This is a genomic window from Hephaestia caeni (assembly GCF_003550065.1).
Classification (GTDB): domain Bacteria; phylum Pseudomonadota; class Alphaproteobacteria; order Sphingomonadales; family Sphingomonadaceae; genus Sphingomonas; species Sphingomonas caeni_A.
This window is the reverse complement of sequence record NZ_QXDC01000003.1, coordinates 272,727-288,492: the sequence shown is the minus strand read 5'-3', so window position 1 is coordinate 288,492 and position 15,766 is coordinate 272,727. Positions and strand designations below refer to the sequence as shown.

Sequence of the window (15,766 nt, the reverse complement as noted above, 5' to 3'; positions counted from 1 at the left end):
CTTCCACAATGTAAGATTCTTGCGCCAGGCAGAGGGAAGGGAGGGCAGGACCATCGCCGGTGGAATGGCGAAATCAGGGGAGGATTAACGTGGCTTTTGGAAGACTCATGTCGGGCGCCGCCATGTGCGCCCTTATCACCGTCGCCGCACCCGCATGGGCGCAGGACCAGGCTCAACAACCGGCCGCCGATCAATCGCAGGAAGCAGTTGCGGGCGGCATTATCGTCACCGGCGTGCGCGCCAGCCTACGCAGCGCGCAGGAGATCAAGCGCAATTCCGATTCGATCGCCGATTCGATCGTTGCCGAAGACATCGGCAAGCTGCCCGACGTCAACGTGACCGAGGCGCTCCAGCGCATCACCGGCGTGCAGATCGGCCGCGACTATGGCGAGGGATCGAGTGTCGCGATTCGTGGCCTCTCCCAGGTCGAGACCACGTTGAACGGCCGCGAGGTGTTCACCGCCGGTGCGGGGCGTGACTTCAATTTCCAGGATCTGGCCGCGGAACTGATCGCCGGAATCGACGTCTACAAGGCGCCGACCGCCGATCTGATCGAAGGCGGCATCGGCGGCACCATCGATGTGCGCACGCACATGCCGCTGGATTTTGATGGCTTCACGCTCTCGGGCAGCGCGCGGGCGAGGTACAACGATCTCGCCGACAAGGTGTCACCGCTGCTTTCGGCGCTGGTGTCGGATCGCTGGGATACGGGAATCGGCGAAATCGGTATCATGATCGCCGGTGCCTATCAGGAACGCGATTTCCGGAACGACGGGATTTCGTCGGGCGCGCCGATTGGGCGCGACGACATCATTCCGGGACGGACGATCGCCACGCCCGACGGCACGTACAGCCCGTCGATCATCGGCAATCGTACGCGCAAGGGTATCGACGCCGCGCTGCAATGGCGGCCCAGCAGCGAACTCGAATTCTACGCGCAAGGCAATTATTCGAAGTTCGACAACATCACCGATCAATGGGGATTGAACGTCCGGACCGCGTCGGGTTCGTCGCCGACGGTCGCCCCGGTTCCCGGCAGTTTCACCACGTTCGACGGCACCGACATCTTCAAGTCGGGATCGTTCGCCAATGATCGGGTGTCGACCTTCGCGGCGGCGCGCGACGTCTTTGACGAGAATCAGGCCTATTCGATCGGCGGCAAGTGGCAGCGTGACGGATTCCAGTTGAAGGCGGATGTCAGCCGGACGAAATCACGGAACGACCTCTCCTATATCGAACTCGATCTCGTGACGGTCGCGCCGATCGTGCATCAGGACAATTCTGGATCGGCGCCGTCGATGGTGGTGGAAGGCGTCGATATGACGTCGCTCGGCTCCTACAATATCGGCAATTACACGCTGAGCGAGAACCATTATAAGGGCGATATGTGGGCTGCGACGCTGGACGCCGCCCAAGACCTGGACGGCCCCATCACGCAGATTGCGGTGGGCTTCCGCTATGCCGACCGGAGCGCCTATTTCACGCCCGTCCGGTTCTTCGCGGCGCCCCCCGGATCGCCGGCGGCAACGGCCTTTCCAGATCTGTTCGAGCCCACGCATACGCCCGATTTCTACACCAAGAAGGGCGACGTGGCGTTCACGCGGGACTTCCTGACGTCGAAGACCGATTTGCTGCGTCACGATTTCGAAGGCATCCGCCAGCAGCTCGGCTTTACAACGGGGCCGACGGTCAACCCGCTGTCCACCTTCGATATCGGGGAGGAGACCAAGGCCGTTTACGGGATGGTCAAATTCGATGTCGATCCTGGCGTGCGCATCGATGGCAACGTCGGGCTGCGCATGGTCAACACGCGGGGCAGCCTCGTCGGCAACGTGCCGATCTATGTCGCGGATGCAGACGGGAATCTGGAGCAGGACGGATTCCGTCCGCTCAATCGCAAGACCAGCTATACCGACTGGCTGCCGTCGCTGAACCTCCGCTTGCACCTGATGGAGGATTTGCAGCTTCGCCTGTCGGCCTCGAAGACGATCACGCGGCCGAACTTCAACAACCTGTCGCCGTCGGTCACCGTGGTGCCCGCCTCGGGGCTGGCCAATTCCGGCAATCCCGATCTCGAACCGCTGCGCTCGGACAATCTCGATGCGTCGCTCGAATATTATTTCGGCGACAGCAGCTCGGTCTACGTCGCCGGCTTCTACCGCAAGGTGAAGGGCTTCCTGTCGAGTTCGGCGACACCGGGCGTCGTCATCGACGGCAATACGTATACGCTGACGCAGCCGATCAACGGCGGGGACGGCACGATCAAGGGCGTCGAGATCGGCTACACGCAGTTCTTCGATTTCCTGCCGGGCCTGTTGAGCGGGCTGGGTCTTCAGGCCAACTACACGCATGTCGACAGCAAATCGCCGAGCCCGCTGGCCGGCGAGACGCTGCCGCTGCCCAATCTGTCGCCGAACAGCTACAACATCATCGCGATGTATGAGAAGGGGCCGGTGTCGGCGCGTGTCGCATACAATTATCGCAGCAGCTATTATTCGGGGCTCGCCTATCTCAACGGCGGCCTCGGCGTCGCCTCGAACTTCCGCGAGGGTTACGGGTGGCTCGACGCCTCGGCGACGGTCGATGTCACCAGCCAGGTCTCGCTGACCTTCGAAGGCAGCAATCTGACCCGCACGAAATCGGTGACCTATTACGGAACGCCGCTTCAGCCCAACGGCCGTTCGTACGATGATCGCCAGTTCACGGTAGGTGTTCGTTTCCGCTGGTGACGTCAGCCAGCGGGCGGTGTCCGCGGGCGATTGCTCGCGGGTGCCTTCCCCCTCGTGACGATTCGGCCAGCGCCCCCGCGGTGCTGGCCGCTTTTTTTTTTAGCGGACGACCCGGATCAGATAGCTGGTGGTGGCGGGCGTGCCGACCGCGATTTCCCAGCCCGGTTCGATCATGCGGCCCCTGATCTCAGGTCCGATCGGGCGTGCCGAACCGTCGAGCGGCTGCGCGAACACGCCGACCGCGCCCTCGAGGTCCTTGAGCTGGATCCAGCCCGTGATCGGTTCGATCAACGTCGGCGCGCCTCCCCAGTCCGAGAGCATCGCTCGGCGCGCATTCCACTTCTGGCCGGTATTCTCGACCTTGCCGGTGGTGGTGAGGAGCATCCGGTCGGAGAGGTTGAGCGGCTTGTTGTCGAGCGACGACAGCGTGATGGTCGCGAAGGTGTTGGCGATATCGGCGGAGAGGTTGCGGGTCTGCACCTCGCGATTGGCGCTGACGAACCCGACCAGCGCCTGGCTGCGCGGCGTGTTGACGCTGACGATGCCATCCTTGCCGTCGTCGGTCTGCCAGCGCAGTTCGCCGGTGTCGGAGACGATCGGGTCCATCTCGGGCAGCGGGGCGGGCAGGCTGGGCTTGCAGTCGAGGCACGACACCCGCGAGCCGTGGACCAGCGGCAGCTTCATGTCGAAGCCGGGCGTATAATAAGGCATCGCCGCACGCGGCATCCGCGAGGCCTCGCTGATCTGGTCGGTCGAATAGGAGCGCGTCATCACTTCCTTCGCCGCCGACACGTCGCCGCGCAGGAAGATCATCGCTCCCGCCGGCATCTGCGCCATCTTCACCGGATCGAGCGTGATATCGAACTCCCCGGTGATATGCGGCGTCCATTTGCCGTGGAGCTTGGTCTCATAGGTATAGAAGAAGATGCCATCCCAGTCCTGGAGTGCGGCGTAGGAAGCGAGGATGGGGATCATCTCCGAACCATAGTCGCTGGGATAGGGGTGGTTGACCTCGCTCACCGTGAACGGCTTGCCCACCGTCGCGCTGCGCGCGAGCTTCTGGATGATCGAGCGTTCGGGCGAATTGACCATCGGCTCGTTGCGGCGGCCGTAGATCGCGGGATGCTGCCAATAGACATGGGCATCGACGATGTCGGATTTGACCGCGGTGCGCATCAAGGGCTGGTTGGCGATGAAATAGGTGTGGTCCGCCAGCGGCACGATCGGCGATTTGACGCCGACCTCATCCTTCAGGAAGCGCTTCATCTCGGCGTGGAAGTCGATCTCGACCTGGGTGATGAAGGCAAGCTCGGCATCGAGCCTGAGGCGCGGGGCCTCGGGATGGTCGCCGCGGCGCATGAACGGGATCGGCTGGCCTGCGGCCACGCCTGCCATCCGGTGCAGCTCGGCGATCTCGGCGGGCGTGCGATTCTTCGCCAGCCAGTCGTTGTACATGCCGACGAGGATCGCCTGATAATGCGGCGTCATGTCGAGCTGGAGATTCTCCCCGCCGTCGACGCGTTCGCCGCGCAGCCAGTTGCGCATCCAGAATTCGAGCAGCGAGTTCTCGTTGACCACCTCGACGGTCATCACCGCCGGGTCATCGGCATAGCGCAGCCCGGTATAGCGGTTGGTGTGGTCGAGCAGCTTCTTCGCATAGTCCTTCTGCAACGCGATCAGCTCGGGGCCGAAATAGGTATAGGCCTTGGCGCTACCGATCAGCTTATAGTCGGGCACCTTGTCGCCGGCGCGATAGGTGCGCCCGACGTTGAGGTTGAAATCGACGTAGATGCCGTTCTTCTTGAGTTCGGCGAACATGAAGTCGAGCCGGTCGAGCGCTTCGGGATCGAGCACCTGCGAGGTCGTGCCGTCGGCGATCAGCCCCGAAGGCATCTGCTTGACGGGCACCGGATCGGGGCCGAGATCGCCGGTCGCCTTCATGGTCTGCGTCTTCGGCAGATCGAGAAAGTGCAGGCGCACGCAATTGATGCCCAGCCGCGCCAGCTCGGCGGCCATCTCGGTCGCTTCGGCACGCGGGGGGATTTCCACCGAGCCGAGGCTGAAGCCGGTCAGGTTGACGCCCCAGCAGCGAAAGCGCTTGCCGTCGGGACGGTAGAGGTGGCCGTCCCGCACCTCGATGAACCCGTATTTGCCCGCCGGGCCATCGAGCAGGAAGCGCGCGTCGGCACCCGAATCGACCCGCAGTTCGTGGTTCACCGGAAACGGCTGGAGCGGAATATCCGACTGCGCCGAGGCGGGGGCCGCCATCAATGCCGCCCATGCCGTCGCCGCCGCGAGGGCGCACCTCGCCCCCCGTTGCGTTCTGCTCACCTCAACCTCCCCGTCATGACGGCGGCCGGTCTGTCGCCGGCGCCGTCGTCATCCCGCGTCGCGGCCTGCGATCAGTTGGTCCGGATTCGGAGCGCATAAGGGAACGCCCCGTCGCCCGCCGGCGGCAAGCTGATCTTGAGCCCCGTGGGCGTCTGCTGCCATGTGATCTTGCCGCCATCGAGAAGCTCGATGCTCTTGATCGGCGCGTCGAGATACGGGTTGCCCGCATAGAGCGTCTTGATCAGGACCGCGCCGTCCTTCGGCCGATCCAGGCCCATCGCGTACAGGTTGTCGCCCTTGGTGGTGAAGCGGATGTCGTCGGGGCCGAAGCCCTTGACGGCCGATTCCTCGACCTGCCCACCGACGCGAACCTGGCCCGATTTGGTCGAGCCTTCGCCGAAATATTTGAACGGCCGCGTCCCGTAGATCGCTTCGCCGTTGACCTTGAGCCATTGGCCCATGCCCTTGAGCACCGTCGTGATTTCCGCGGGGATGGTGCCGTCGGCCTTGGGGCCGACGTTGAGCAGCAGGTTGCCGTTCTTGCTGACGATATCGATCAGATCGGCGATCAGCGAAGGCGCCGTCCGATAGGTGTCGTTCTGGGCATAGCCCCAGCTATGCACGCTCACCGACGTATCCGATTGCCACGGCGTCAGCTTGAGCGCGTCGGTCTTGCCGCGCTCCATGTCGAACAGCGCGCTGCCTTCCGCGAATTGCGAGCCCTTGTAGGCGATGATGCCCTGTTCGTTGCGGGCTTTCGAGCGGTTATAATAGTAAGCCGCGGTGTCGCGCATCATCGGTTCGTATACCGGCGCCGAGGTCCACCAGTCGAAATAGATCAGCTCGGGGCTGTATTTGTCGATCAGTTCGGTCGTGCGCGCGCTCCAATCGTTGAGGAACGCCTTGCTGGGCGGCATCCAGTTCTGGAGCTGGCCGCTGTCCGGCCAGTTCGTCGGGGCGTCGGCGGGCAGGCCGGTCCGATGCGCCGGGCCGTACAATCCCGCATATTTCGGATCATTGACGTCCGAATCGTAGGTGCGGCCCATATAATACCACCACGAATGCTCGGCGCGGTGCGACGACAGGCCGAAATGCATGCCCTTGGCGCGTGCCGCCTTGGCGATCTCACCGACCACGTCGCGCTTCGGCCCCATGTCGGCGGCGTCCCAGACGGTGAGGTCCGAATCGTACATCGCGAAACCATCGCAATGCTCGGCGACCGGGATGACGTATTTCGCGCCGGCGTCGGTGAACAGCTTCACCCACGCGCTGGGATCGAACTTCTCCGCCTTGAACATCGGGATGAAGTCCTTGTAGCCGAACTTCGATTGCGGCCCGTAGGTCTTGAGGTGGTGCTCGTAGGCGGGGTTGCCCGGCACGTACATGTTGCGCGAATACCATTCGTTCGCGAACGCGGGCACCGAATAGACGCCCCAGTGGATGAAGATGCCGAACTTGGCGTCGCGGAACCAGTCGGGCGTGCGATAGCCCTCGCGCAGCGAATCCCAATCGGATTTGAACGGACCGCTGGCGATGCCGGCCTGAATCTCGTTCAGCTTGGTCTCGACCTTGGCTTCATAGTCGGGAACGTTCGATTGCGCGGCCGCGCCGCTTCCCATCAACGCGAGCGCCGAGACAGAAACCACCGCCACACGCCTGATCAAACCGTTGATACGAGCCACCGGGCCCCTCCCATCAAAACTTCCCCGACTGCCGGGGATGGTCTGATCAGTAAGCCACGAGCCTGCGTCGACAGCAAGCAAAATCCAATTTACGGACTATACATCCATATATTGGGACAAAATCACTCTTCGGCCTCGTCATTTTCCTCCGCGGCGGGGGCGGGCTCCTGGCCGAGCGCGAGGTTAATGCGCTGCGCGGTCGCGAGCACGTCGTCGCTCAGCGCGGCCATCCGCTCCTTGTCCATATACTGGGCCGCGCTCGACACGCTGATCGCGGCGACGGTGCGGCCCGAGGCATCGTGGATCGGTGCGGCGACACAGCGGATCCGGTCCTCGTTTTCCTCGAGGTCGAACGCGCAGCCCGCCGCGACATAGCGGCGCATCCGCCGTTCCCATGTCGCATAATCGGCCGCGGGCGCGCCGCGCGCCTGATCGTCCTCGAACAGATGCCGCCAATGCGCGGGCGCGAAATCGAGCAGCAGCGCCTTGCCCAGCCCGGTCGAGGTCAGCGGATGGCGATCGCCGACGCGGCTCGATATTTCCACCCGTCGCCGCCCCGAAATCTTGTCGAGATAGAGTGCGCGATCGGTATCGAGGCGGCCGAGATGCACCGTATCTCCCGTCCGCGCCGCCAGCGCTTCGATATGCGGCCGGGCGATCTGGATGAGGTCGACCTGGCTCTGCGCGACGAAGCCCAGATGGAGCAGCTTGGGGCCGAGGCGATAGCCCTTGCGCGGCATGAAGATCAGGAAGCCGCGATCGATCAAGGCGGTCGCCAGCCGATGGGTGGTCGAACGCGTCAACCCCATTCGGGCCGACAATTCGGCCAGCGCAACCGGCCCGTCGACGACCTGATCGAGGATATCCAGTCCGCGCAGCAGTGTCTGGCTTCCCTTCGGCTCCGTCTTCCCCCGATTGCCGTCCGACGTCGCCGCTGTGGTCATAAAGTCCGCCTCGCTCTCATGATGGCGATCCGCCCGAACGGACGAACCGGTTCGCCCCTCTTAGTGGAGAGACGTTTCTTCCCCTCGTATCAAATACTGGGAATTAATGTCAGCTACGGCGGACCGTCATGAGAAATCAAGCATCGCCGCCGGCTGCGGCCCACCGGTCGCCCAATCGAGCAGTTCGACGATATGGACGACGGGCACGCTGGCGCGCTGGCCGATCTGGATCGCGCAGCCGATATTGCCGGTCGCGATGACATCGGCGTCGAGCCGGGCGAGGTTGGCGACCTTGCGGTCGCCGAGCTGGCCCGCGATCTCGGGCTGGAGGATATTGTACGTCCCCGCCGAACCGCAACACAGATGCGCTTCGGCGGGCGTGCGCACGGTATAACCGGCATCGGCGAGCAACCGCGTGGGCGCGAGCGTGACCTTCTGCCCGTGCTGGAGCGAGCAGGCGGCGTGATAGGCGACGGTCAATCCACGGCCGTCGCCGGCGGGCAGGGGAATGTCGGCGAGCAGTTCGCTGACATCCTTGGCAAGCGCCGATACCCGCGCCGCCTTGTCGGCATAGGCGGGGTCGTCGCGCAGCATGAAGCCGTAATCCTTGATCGTGGTGCCGCAGCCCGAGGCGGTGATGACCACAGCCTCGAGCCCGCCATCGTCGATCAGCGCGCTCCAGGCATCGACGTTGCGCCGGGCTGCCGAAAGGCTCGCCTCGTCCTTGCCCATATGGTGAACGAGTGCGCCGCAGCATCCCTCGTCGGGCGCGAACACGACGTCATAGCCCGCGCGGTTGAGCAGCCGAACCGTGGCCGCGCGAATTTCGGGGCGCAGCACCGGTTCGGCGCAACCCTGCATCAGCGCGATCCGCCCGCGCGTGCCTTCGGGGGCGGGCGAGGGCAGGGTAGCGGCGCGCGGCGGCACGCGCTTGGGGGCGAGCGCCAGAATCGCCGCGATCGGCTTTAACGCCGTCGCCCGCGCAAACAATGGCGTCGCCGGCCGCGCGAATCGTGTCAGTGCCAGCGCGAGCCGGAACCGCCGCGGATAGGGCAGCACCTGCGCCAGCAGCGACCGCACCAGTCGCTCGTGCAAGGGCCGCCGATAGCGTTCCTCGATATAGGTGCGCGCGTGATCGACGAGGTGCATGTAATTCACCCCCGACGGGCAGGTCGTCATGCACGACAGGCACGACAGGCAGCGGTCGATATGCTTGACGACTTCGGCCGAGGGCGTGCGCTCGTTCTCGAGCATGTCCTTCATCAGATAGATGCGGCCGCGCGGGCTATCGAGTTCGTCGCCGAGCAGGACATAGGTCGGGCAGGTCGCGGTGCAGAATCCGCAATGCACGCATTTGCGGAGCACCGCTTCGGATGCGGCCATCGCCGGATCGACGAGTTGGTCTTGGGTGAAATTGGTTTGCATCGTCTAGAAGCGCCCGGTTTCGAATACGCCGGCGGGATCGAAGGCGCGGCGGACGCGCTCCTCAAGCGCTGCCACGCCCGGCGCGGGCGGGTGCAGGGCGGGGACGGCGGCGCGCAGCGCCTCGGGCGCGCGGATCAGCATGGCATGGCCGCCCGCGGCCGTCGCGGCGTTGCGGACCAGCGCCGCATCGCCGTCGAACGCGATCCACACCAGCCCGCCGGCCCAATCGAACAGCCAGCGCGAGCCGAGCGGTTCGAGCGCGGTGACGACCGATGGCGCGCCGCTTGGCGGCACGTTGACGCGCCATAAGCAGGTGTCACCCGCCAGCGGCGCGAGTGTGCGCAGCGCTGCCCAGCAGGCGGTGTCTTCATCGCCATCGAGCGCGACCGCCGCGCCGTGCGCGCCAAGCAATGTTTCGATCATCCGGCACCGCGCCGCCACCGACGGCCCAAAGCCGAGCAGCCGCAGCAAGGTAAGCGATTGCCCGTGGTTGAGCGCGGCGGGCAGATAGGCGGCCGCGCCGACCTCGGCCTGCGATCCCATCGCTGCCGCCATCAGCCGGACCGCCGCCGCCGGATCGAGCCCCGCGACCGCCCGCGTCGCCGCGATCGGCGCGCGCGGCAGCACCTTGAGCGTCATCTCGGTGATCGCGAACAGCCGTCCCCGGCTCCCCGCCGCGAGTTTGGGCAGATCATAGCCGGTGACGTTCTTGACCACCTTGGCCCCGGCGACGAACACCTCGCCGCGCCCGGAGACCGCGCGCAGGCCGAGCAGATGGTCGCGTGCCCCGCCGCCCGACAGTCGCAGCGAACCCGAAACGCCCGCGGCCACCACGCCGCCAATCGTCGCCGCGCCCGCGGTGCCGCCCAGGATCGGCCCGTGATCGAACGGGTCGAAGGCGACCCTCTGTCCGCGCTCCGCGACCAATGCCTCGACCTCGGCGAGCGGCGTGCCGGGGCGCACCGTCAGCACCAGTTCGGCGGGATCGTAATCGACCACGCCCGCGATGGCCGACAGATCGAGCACGGTTGCCTCGGGGCGCGGCGCGCCGATCGCTGCCTTGCTGCCGCCGCCTTTGATGTCGAGCGTCGCGCCGCTGCGGATGGCGTCGGCGATCGCGTCGCGGACCTCTTGTTCGGTTGTCGGGCGCATCAGAAGCGCGGCAGATCGGGATGCGGCACCTGGCCGCGGTGGATGTGCATCCGCCCCAGCTCGGCGCAGCGGTGGAGCGTCGGGAACACCTTGCCGGGGTTGAGCAGCCCCTTGGGGTCGAACGCACATTTGACGCGCTGCTGCTGCGCGAGATCCTCCTCGCCGAACATGTCGGGCATCAGATCGCGCTTTTCGACGCCGACGCCGTGCTCGCCGGTCAGCACTCCGCCGACCTCGACGCACAGCCGCAGGATATCGCTGCCGAACGCCTCGGCGCGGTCGAGTTCGCCGGGCTTGTTGGCGTCATAGAGGATCAGCGGATGGAGATTGCCGTCGCCGGCATGGAAGACGTTCGCGACCCCGAGCCCGTATTTTGCCGACAATTGCGCCATCCGTTCGAGCACGTCGGGCAGGCGTCGCCGCGGGATGGTGCCGTCCATGCAATAATAATCGGGCGAGATCCGCCCCACCGCCGGAAATGCCGCCTTGCGCCCGGCCCAGAACGCCAGCCGTTCGGCCTCGTCGCGCGAGGCGCTGAGCGTGGTCGAGCCGTTGGCCTCGGCGATCCGCGTGACCTCGTCGATCAGATGGTCGCATTCGGCGCCGACGCCGTCGAGTTCGACGATCAGCAGCGCGTCGACATCGAGCGGATAGCCGACCTTGACGAACGCCTCGGCCGCTTCGATCGCGAGTCGGTCCATCATCTCCATGCCCGCGGGGATGATACCCCCGGCGATCACATCGGCGACGCATTGCCCCGCGCTCTCGACGCTCGGAAAGCCGATCAGCAGCGCGCGCGCGCCTTCGGGCTTGGGCAGAATCCGCACCGTCACCTCGGTGACCACGCCGAGCAGCCCTTCGGACCCGACCACCACGCCGAGCAGGTCGAGCCCCGCCGCATCGAGGTGTCGCCCGCCGAGCCGGACGATCTCGCCGTCCATCATCACCAGTTCGACCCCGAGCACATTGTTGGTGGTGAGCCCGTATTTGAGGCAATGCACCCCGCCCGAATTCTCGGCGACATTGCCGCCGATCGAGCAGGCGATCTGGCTCGACGGATCGGGGGCGTAGTAAAAGCCGCGCGCCTCCACCGCCTGCGTGACCGCGAGGTTGGTGACGCCCGGCTGCACGACCGCGAGGCGATCGTCATAATCCACTTCGAGCACGCGGTTGAACTTGGAAAGCCCAAGCAGCACGCCGTCCGCCAGCGGCAAGGCGCCCCCCGACAGCGAGGTGCCCGATCCGCGCGGCACCACTTTGACGCCCTCATCATGGCACCAGCGCAACACCTGTGACACCTGTTCGGTGGTCTCCGGCAACACCACCACCATCGGCGGCTGGCGATACGCGGTCAGGCCGTCGCTTTCGAATGGGCGCAAGCCATCGGGATCGGCGATCACCCCTTCGCCGGGCACGATTCGGCGCAGCGCGGCGACGATCGCCGCGCGCCGCGCAAGCACCGCCGCCTCCGGCTGGGGCATTTTCAGGGTCATTCGTCTCTCTTAGCGACGCGATCGTCGCTCGGGCAACGACCGCTATTGCACTAGTCAGTATACCAGCATACCATGACTGCCAAGCCGTTGGAGGAAGTCACATCATGGTTGCGATTGCGCTGTTTGGCGCGGGTGGAAAGATGGGCGCGCGCCTGTCTAAGAATTTGAAGTCGAGCGAATATGACGTTCGCCACGTCGAACCGGGCGAGGCCGGCCGGGTCCGGCTGAAGGATGAACTCGGGATCGAATGCGTCGACAAGGAGGTCGCGCTCGACAATGCCGATGTCGTCATCCTCGCGGTGCCTGATACGCATATCGGCAAGGTCGCGCACGATATCTCGCCGTTGCTCAAAAGCGGCACGATGGTGGTGGCGCTCGATGCCGCCGCGCCGTTCGCCGGGCATCTGCCCAAGCGCGACGACCTGACCTATTTCGTCACGCATCCGTGCCATCCGCCGATCTTCAACGACGAGACCGAGCCCGCCGCGCGCGACGACCGCTTCGGCGGTCTCCATGCCCGCCAGAGCATCGTCAGCGCGCTGATGCAGGGGCCCGAGGAGCATTATGCGCTCGGCGAGGAAATCGCCCGGGTGATCTGGGCGCCGATCCTGCGCTCGCACAAGGTGACTGTCGACCAGATGGCGCTGCTCGAGCCGGGGCTGTCGGAAACGGTGTGCGCCTCGCTGCTCGATGTCATGCGCGAGGCGATGGACGAAGTCGTCGCGCGCGGCGTGCCGCAAGAGGCGGCGCGCGATTTCCTGCTCGGCCACATGAACGTGCTGGCGGCGGTGATCTTCAAGCACGTGCCCGGCGTGTTCTCGGATGCGTGCAACAAGGCGATCACCTTCGGCAAGCCCGCGCTGATGCGCGACGATTGGAAGCGCGTGTTCGAAACCGACGAAATCGCGGCATCGATCGAGCGCATCACGTAAGACGGCGATCGGTCGGTCGAACGCTCTCGGAAAGAGGAGCGGCCGCAACGGGAGAGGCGAGTGATCGCAAGGCGCACTTTTCTGGGGATGTTGGGGGCGGTGCCGCTGGTCGCGGCCTGCTCCCCGGACGCGGATTCCGGCGGCGGGATCATCGCGATCATCATGCCACCCTATGACAACCCCTTCTTCCGCGCGCAGGCGGTGGCGGCGCGCGATCGTGCGGTGGCGCTCGGCTATGAGCCGCTGATGCTCGTGCACGACGACGACGCCAGCAAGCAATCCGAGATGATCGATACCGCGATCGCGCGCGGGGCGAAGGCGATCATCCTCGATAACGCCGGGGCTGCCGCCACCGTCGCCGCGGTGCGCCGCGCCAAGCTCGCGGGCGTGCCCTCGTTCCTGATCGATCGCGAACTCAACGTGCGCGGCGTCGCGGTGTCGCAGATCGTGTCGAACAATTATCAGGGCGCGCAGATCGGCGCGCAGGCGTTCGTCGACGCGATGGCGGAAAAGGGCAGCTATGCCGAACTGGTCGGGCGCGAGGCCGATACCAATGCGGCGATTCGCTCCCAGGGCTTCCACGCGATCATCGATCAATATCCGGCGATGAAGCAGGTCGCGCGCCAATCGGCCAACTGGAGCCAGACCGAGGCCTATGCGAAGATGGAATCGATGCTTCAGGCCAACCCGCAGATCAAGGGTGTGATCGCGGGCAACGATACGATGGCGATGGGCGCTTGGGCGGCGCTCAAGGCCGCGGGGCGCACCGATGTGATCGTCGTCGGCTTCGACGGCAGCGACGATGTGCGCCAGTCGATCCTGTCGGGCGGTATCCGTGCGACGGTGCTCCAGCCCGCGTCGCTCCAGGCGCGGATGGCGGTCGAACAGGCGGATACCTATCTGCGCACCGGTTCCACGGGGATGCCCGAAAAGCAGCTCATCGATTGCATCCTGATCGTGCCGGGCAATGCCGAGCGGCTCCACGATTTCGATATGCGCGCATGAAGGCGGCCGCGATCCTGATCAGCCTCGTCCTCGTTGCGGGCTGCCGGCTCGAAACCCGCGAGGAGGCCGCGCGCCACGCCGCGAGCGGCCAGAGCGTCGATATCGAGGGCATGGCCGCCGAGGCGCTGCGCGCGCTCCCGACCGCGATCGCCGAGAAGGCGACGCTGTTCGATCCCCAGGGGAAGGGCGATACCGTGCGGGCGGTGCGCCTGACCGGCACGGCGCTGGCGGTGACCGGCGGCGAGCGGGCACGATCGATGACGATCGATACCGATGGTGACGGCAGCGCCGATGCGATCCTTCAACTAGGCCCGGTGGTGCGCGGCACCGCGCTGCGCGATGCGCTCGGCACGCGTACCTTCAACGATTTCGACAGCCAGATCGATTACGCCCGCTATGCGCGGCTGATCAACGACCAGGCGGTCGGGCAAGTGCGCGACGCGGCGAAGGCGATTGCGCCGGGCGCCAGCGTCGCGGTAATCGGGGCCTATGTGCCGGGTGGCGACGGGCCGCCGGTGGTGACTCCGGTCACGATTCAGCCCGCGCCGTGACCGAGGCCGTGCCTCGCCTGAGCGCCCAGCGAGTCTCGAAACTCTACCCCGGCGTGCAGGCGCTCGACGGCGTGGATTTCGAGGTGCACGCGGGCGCGGTCAACGTGCTGATCGGCGAGAATGGCGCGGGCAAATCAACACTGATGAAGATCATCGCCGGGGTCGAGCAGCCCAGCACGGGGTGCCTGCTGCTCGACGGTGAAGAAGTCCATTTCGCCGATCCCGCCGCCGCCGCGCGGGCGGGCGTGTGCATGGTGTTTCAGGAACTCAACCTGTTCGCCAATCTCAGCATCGCCGAAAATGTCTTCATCGGCCGCGAGCGCTGCCGGCTCGGCATCGATATCGATCGCGGATCGGAAATCGAGCGCACGCGCGAATTGCTGGAACGACTCGATCACCCGCTCGATCCGCGCGCGCTGGTCTCGTCGCTGACGATCGGCCAGCAGCAGATCGTTGAGATCGCGCGTGCGCTGGCGCAGGATGCGCGCGTGCTGATCCTCGACGAGCCGACCTCGGCGTTGAGCGCGGCCGAAGCAGAGACGCTGTTCGCGGTGATCGCCGAACTGAAGGCGCGCGGCGTCGCGATCGTCTACATCTCGCACCGGCTCGAGGAATTGAAGCGGATCGGCGATTACGTCACCGTGCTGCGCGATGGCCATCTGGTCGCGACCGCGGCGATGGCCGATGTCGACGTGCCGTGGATCGTCCGCCAGATGATCGGCCGCGATGCGCCCGCGCGCGCCGATGCCGCGCCGTGCGGCGCGAGCGGCGGCGACGTGCTTGCGGTCACCGATCTTGTCCTGCCGCGCGAACGCGGCGGTTTCACCGTCGATCACGTGTCGCTCACGGTCGGCGCGGGCGAGATCGTCGGGATCTACGGCCTGCTCGGCGCGGGCCGCACCGAATTGCTCGAATCGATCATGGGCTGCCGCCGCGATGCGACCGGCAGCATCACAATCGCGGGCACCGAGATCAGCGGGTGCGACGTGAGTGACCGGATGGCCGCGGGCATCGCCTTGGTGCCCGAGGATCGCCGCCGTGCGGGCTTCATTCAGAGCTTCTCGGTCGCGCATAACCTGACGATCGCCAGCCTTGGGCGGTTCGCCCGGTGGTTCAACCTCGATATGCGCCGTGAAGCAGCGGCCGCGCGCGGGTCGATCGGCGATCTGGCGATCAAGGTCGCCGGTCCCGAGACGATGGTCACCACGCTGTCGGGCGGCAACCAGCAGAAAGTGGTGATCGGCAAGGCGTTGCTCACCCGGCCCCGGGTGCTGCTGCTCGACGAACCGACCCGCGGGGTCGATGTCGGCGCCAAGACCGAGCAATATCGCCTGATCCGCCACCTCGCCGGCGAGGGGCTGGGGGTGTTGTTCGCCACGTCGGAACTCGACGAACTCACCGCGCTCGCCACCCGCGTGCTGGTGATGTGCGAGGGCAAGATCACGCTCGATCTGCCGTGCGACGCGGCCGATCATGACAGTATTACCGCCGCGGCCAATCCGCGCGCCCAGGCGGCTTGAAA

Annotated in this window: 11 protein-coding genes; 5 read left to right on the top strand and 6 right to left on the bottom strand. The window is 65.8% G+C overall.

The features are described from left to right. Window positions 1–107 precede the first annotated feature (107 nt). A complete protein-coding gene (locus DFR49_RS09780; protein ID WP_119035576.1) occupies window positions 108–2,729 on the top strand; it encodes a TonB-dependent receptor in 2,622 nt (873 codons plus the stop codon). Between the two features lie 99 nt (window positions 2,730–2,828). On the opposite strand, the gene DFR49_RS09775 is transcribed toward DFR49_RS09780, so the two are convergent. From DFR49_RS09775 to DFR49_RS09750, 6 genes are all read right to left on the bottom strand, one after another. Then, the gene (locus DFR49_RS09775; protein WP_119035575.1) at window positions 2,829–4,997 is read right to left on the bottom strand and encodes a glycoside hydrolase family 5 protein; all 2,169 of its coding nucleotides are present in this window, start codon (window positions 4,995–4,997) and stop codon (window positions 2,829–2,831) included. 134 nt (window positions 4,998–5,131) lie between these two features. Continuing rightward, entirely contained in the window at window positions 5,132–6,742 is a 1,611-nt protein-coding gene (locus DFR49_RS09770; RefSeq protein WP_245968339.1) for an alpha-L-fucosidase, read from the bottom strand. A 122-nt stretch (window positions 6,743–6,864) separates the two neighbouring features. Next, window positions 6,865–7,686 (bottom strand): IclR family transcriptional regulator, encoded by an 822-nt coding sequence (locus DFR49_RS09765; protein WP_119035574.1) that lies wholly within the window; start codon window positions 7,684–7,686, stop codon window positions 6,865–6,867. Between the two features lie 126 nt (window positions 7,687–7,812). Then, window positions 7,813–9,111: a glycolate oxidase subunit GlcF gene (gene glcF, locus DFR49_RS09760; protein WP_119035573.1), complete on the bottom strand. Its 1,299-nt coding sequence runs from the start codon at window positions 9,109–9,111 to the stop codon at window positions 7,813–7,815. A gap of 3 nt (window positions 9,112–9,114) precedes the next feature. Next, window positions 9,115–10,263 (bottom strand): FAD-binding protein, encoded by a 1,149-nt coding sequence (locus DFR49_RS09755; RefSeq protein ID WP_119035572.1) that lies wholly within the window; start codon window positions 10,261–10,263, stop codon window positions 9,115–9,117. Beyond that, window positions 10,263–11,756: an FAD-linked oxidase C-terminal domain-containing protein gene (locus DFR49_RS09750; protein ID WP_119035571.1), complete on the bottom strand. Its 1,494-nt coding sequence runs from the start codon at window positions 11,754–11,756 to the stop codon at window positions 10,263–10,265. The genes DFR49_RS09755 and DFR49_RS09750 overlap by 1 nt, the downstream gene beginning before the upstream one ends. A gap of 104 nt (window positions 11,757–11,860) precedes the next feature. On the opposite strand from DFR49_RS09750, the gene DFR49_RS09745 reads away from it, so the two are divergent. The 4 genes from DFR49_RS09745 to DFR49_RS09730 are packed head-to-tail and all read left to right on the top strand — an operon-like array spanning window position 11,861 to window position 15,764. After that, the gene (locus tag DFR49_RS09745; protein ID WP_119035570.1) at window positions 11,861–12,688 is read left to right on the top strand and encodes a phosphogluconate dehydrogenase C-terminal domain-containing protein; all 828 of its coding nucleotides are present in this window, start codon (window positions 11,861–11,863) and stop codon (window positions 12,686–12,688) included. A gap of 60 nt (window positions 12,689–12,748) precedes the next feature. After that, complete coding sequence (locus DFR49_RS09740) at window positions 12,749–13,693, top strand: D-ribose ABC transporter substrate-binding protein (RefSeq protein WP_211325857.1); 945 nt, start codon at window positions 12,749–12,751, stop codon at window positions 13,691–13,693. Beyond that, the gene (locus tag DFR49_RS09735; protein WP_119035568.1) at window positions 13,690–14,244 is read left to right on the top strand and encodes a DUF2291 family protein; all 555 of its coding nucleotides are present in this window, start codon (window positions 13,690–13,692) and stop codon (window positions 14,242–14,244) included. The genes DFR49_RS09740 and DFR49_RS09735 overlap by 4 nt, the downstream gene beginning before the upstream one ends. Further along, complete coding sequence (locus DFR49_RS09730) at window positions 14,241–15,764, top strand: sugar ABC transporter ATP-binding protein (RefSeq protein WP_119035567.1); 1,524 nt, start codon at window positions 14,241–14,243, stop codon at window positions 15,762–15,764. The genes DFR49_RS09735 and DFR49_RS09730 overlap by 4 nt, the downstream gene beginning before the upstream one ends. Window positions 15,765–15,766 lie beyond the last annotated feature (2 nt).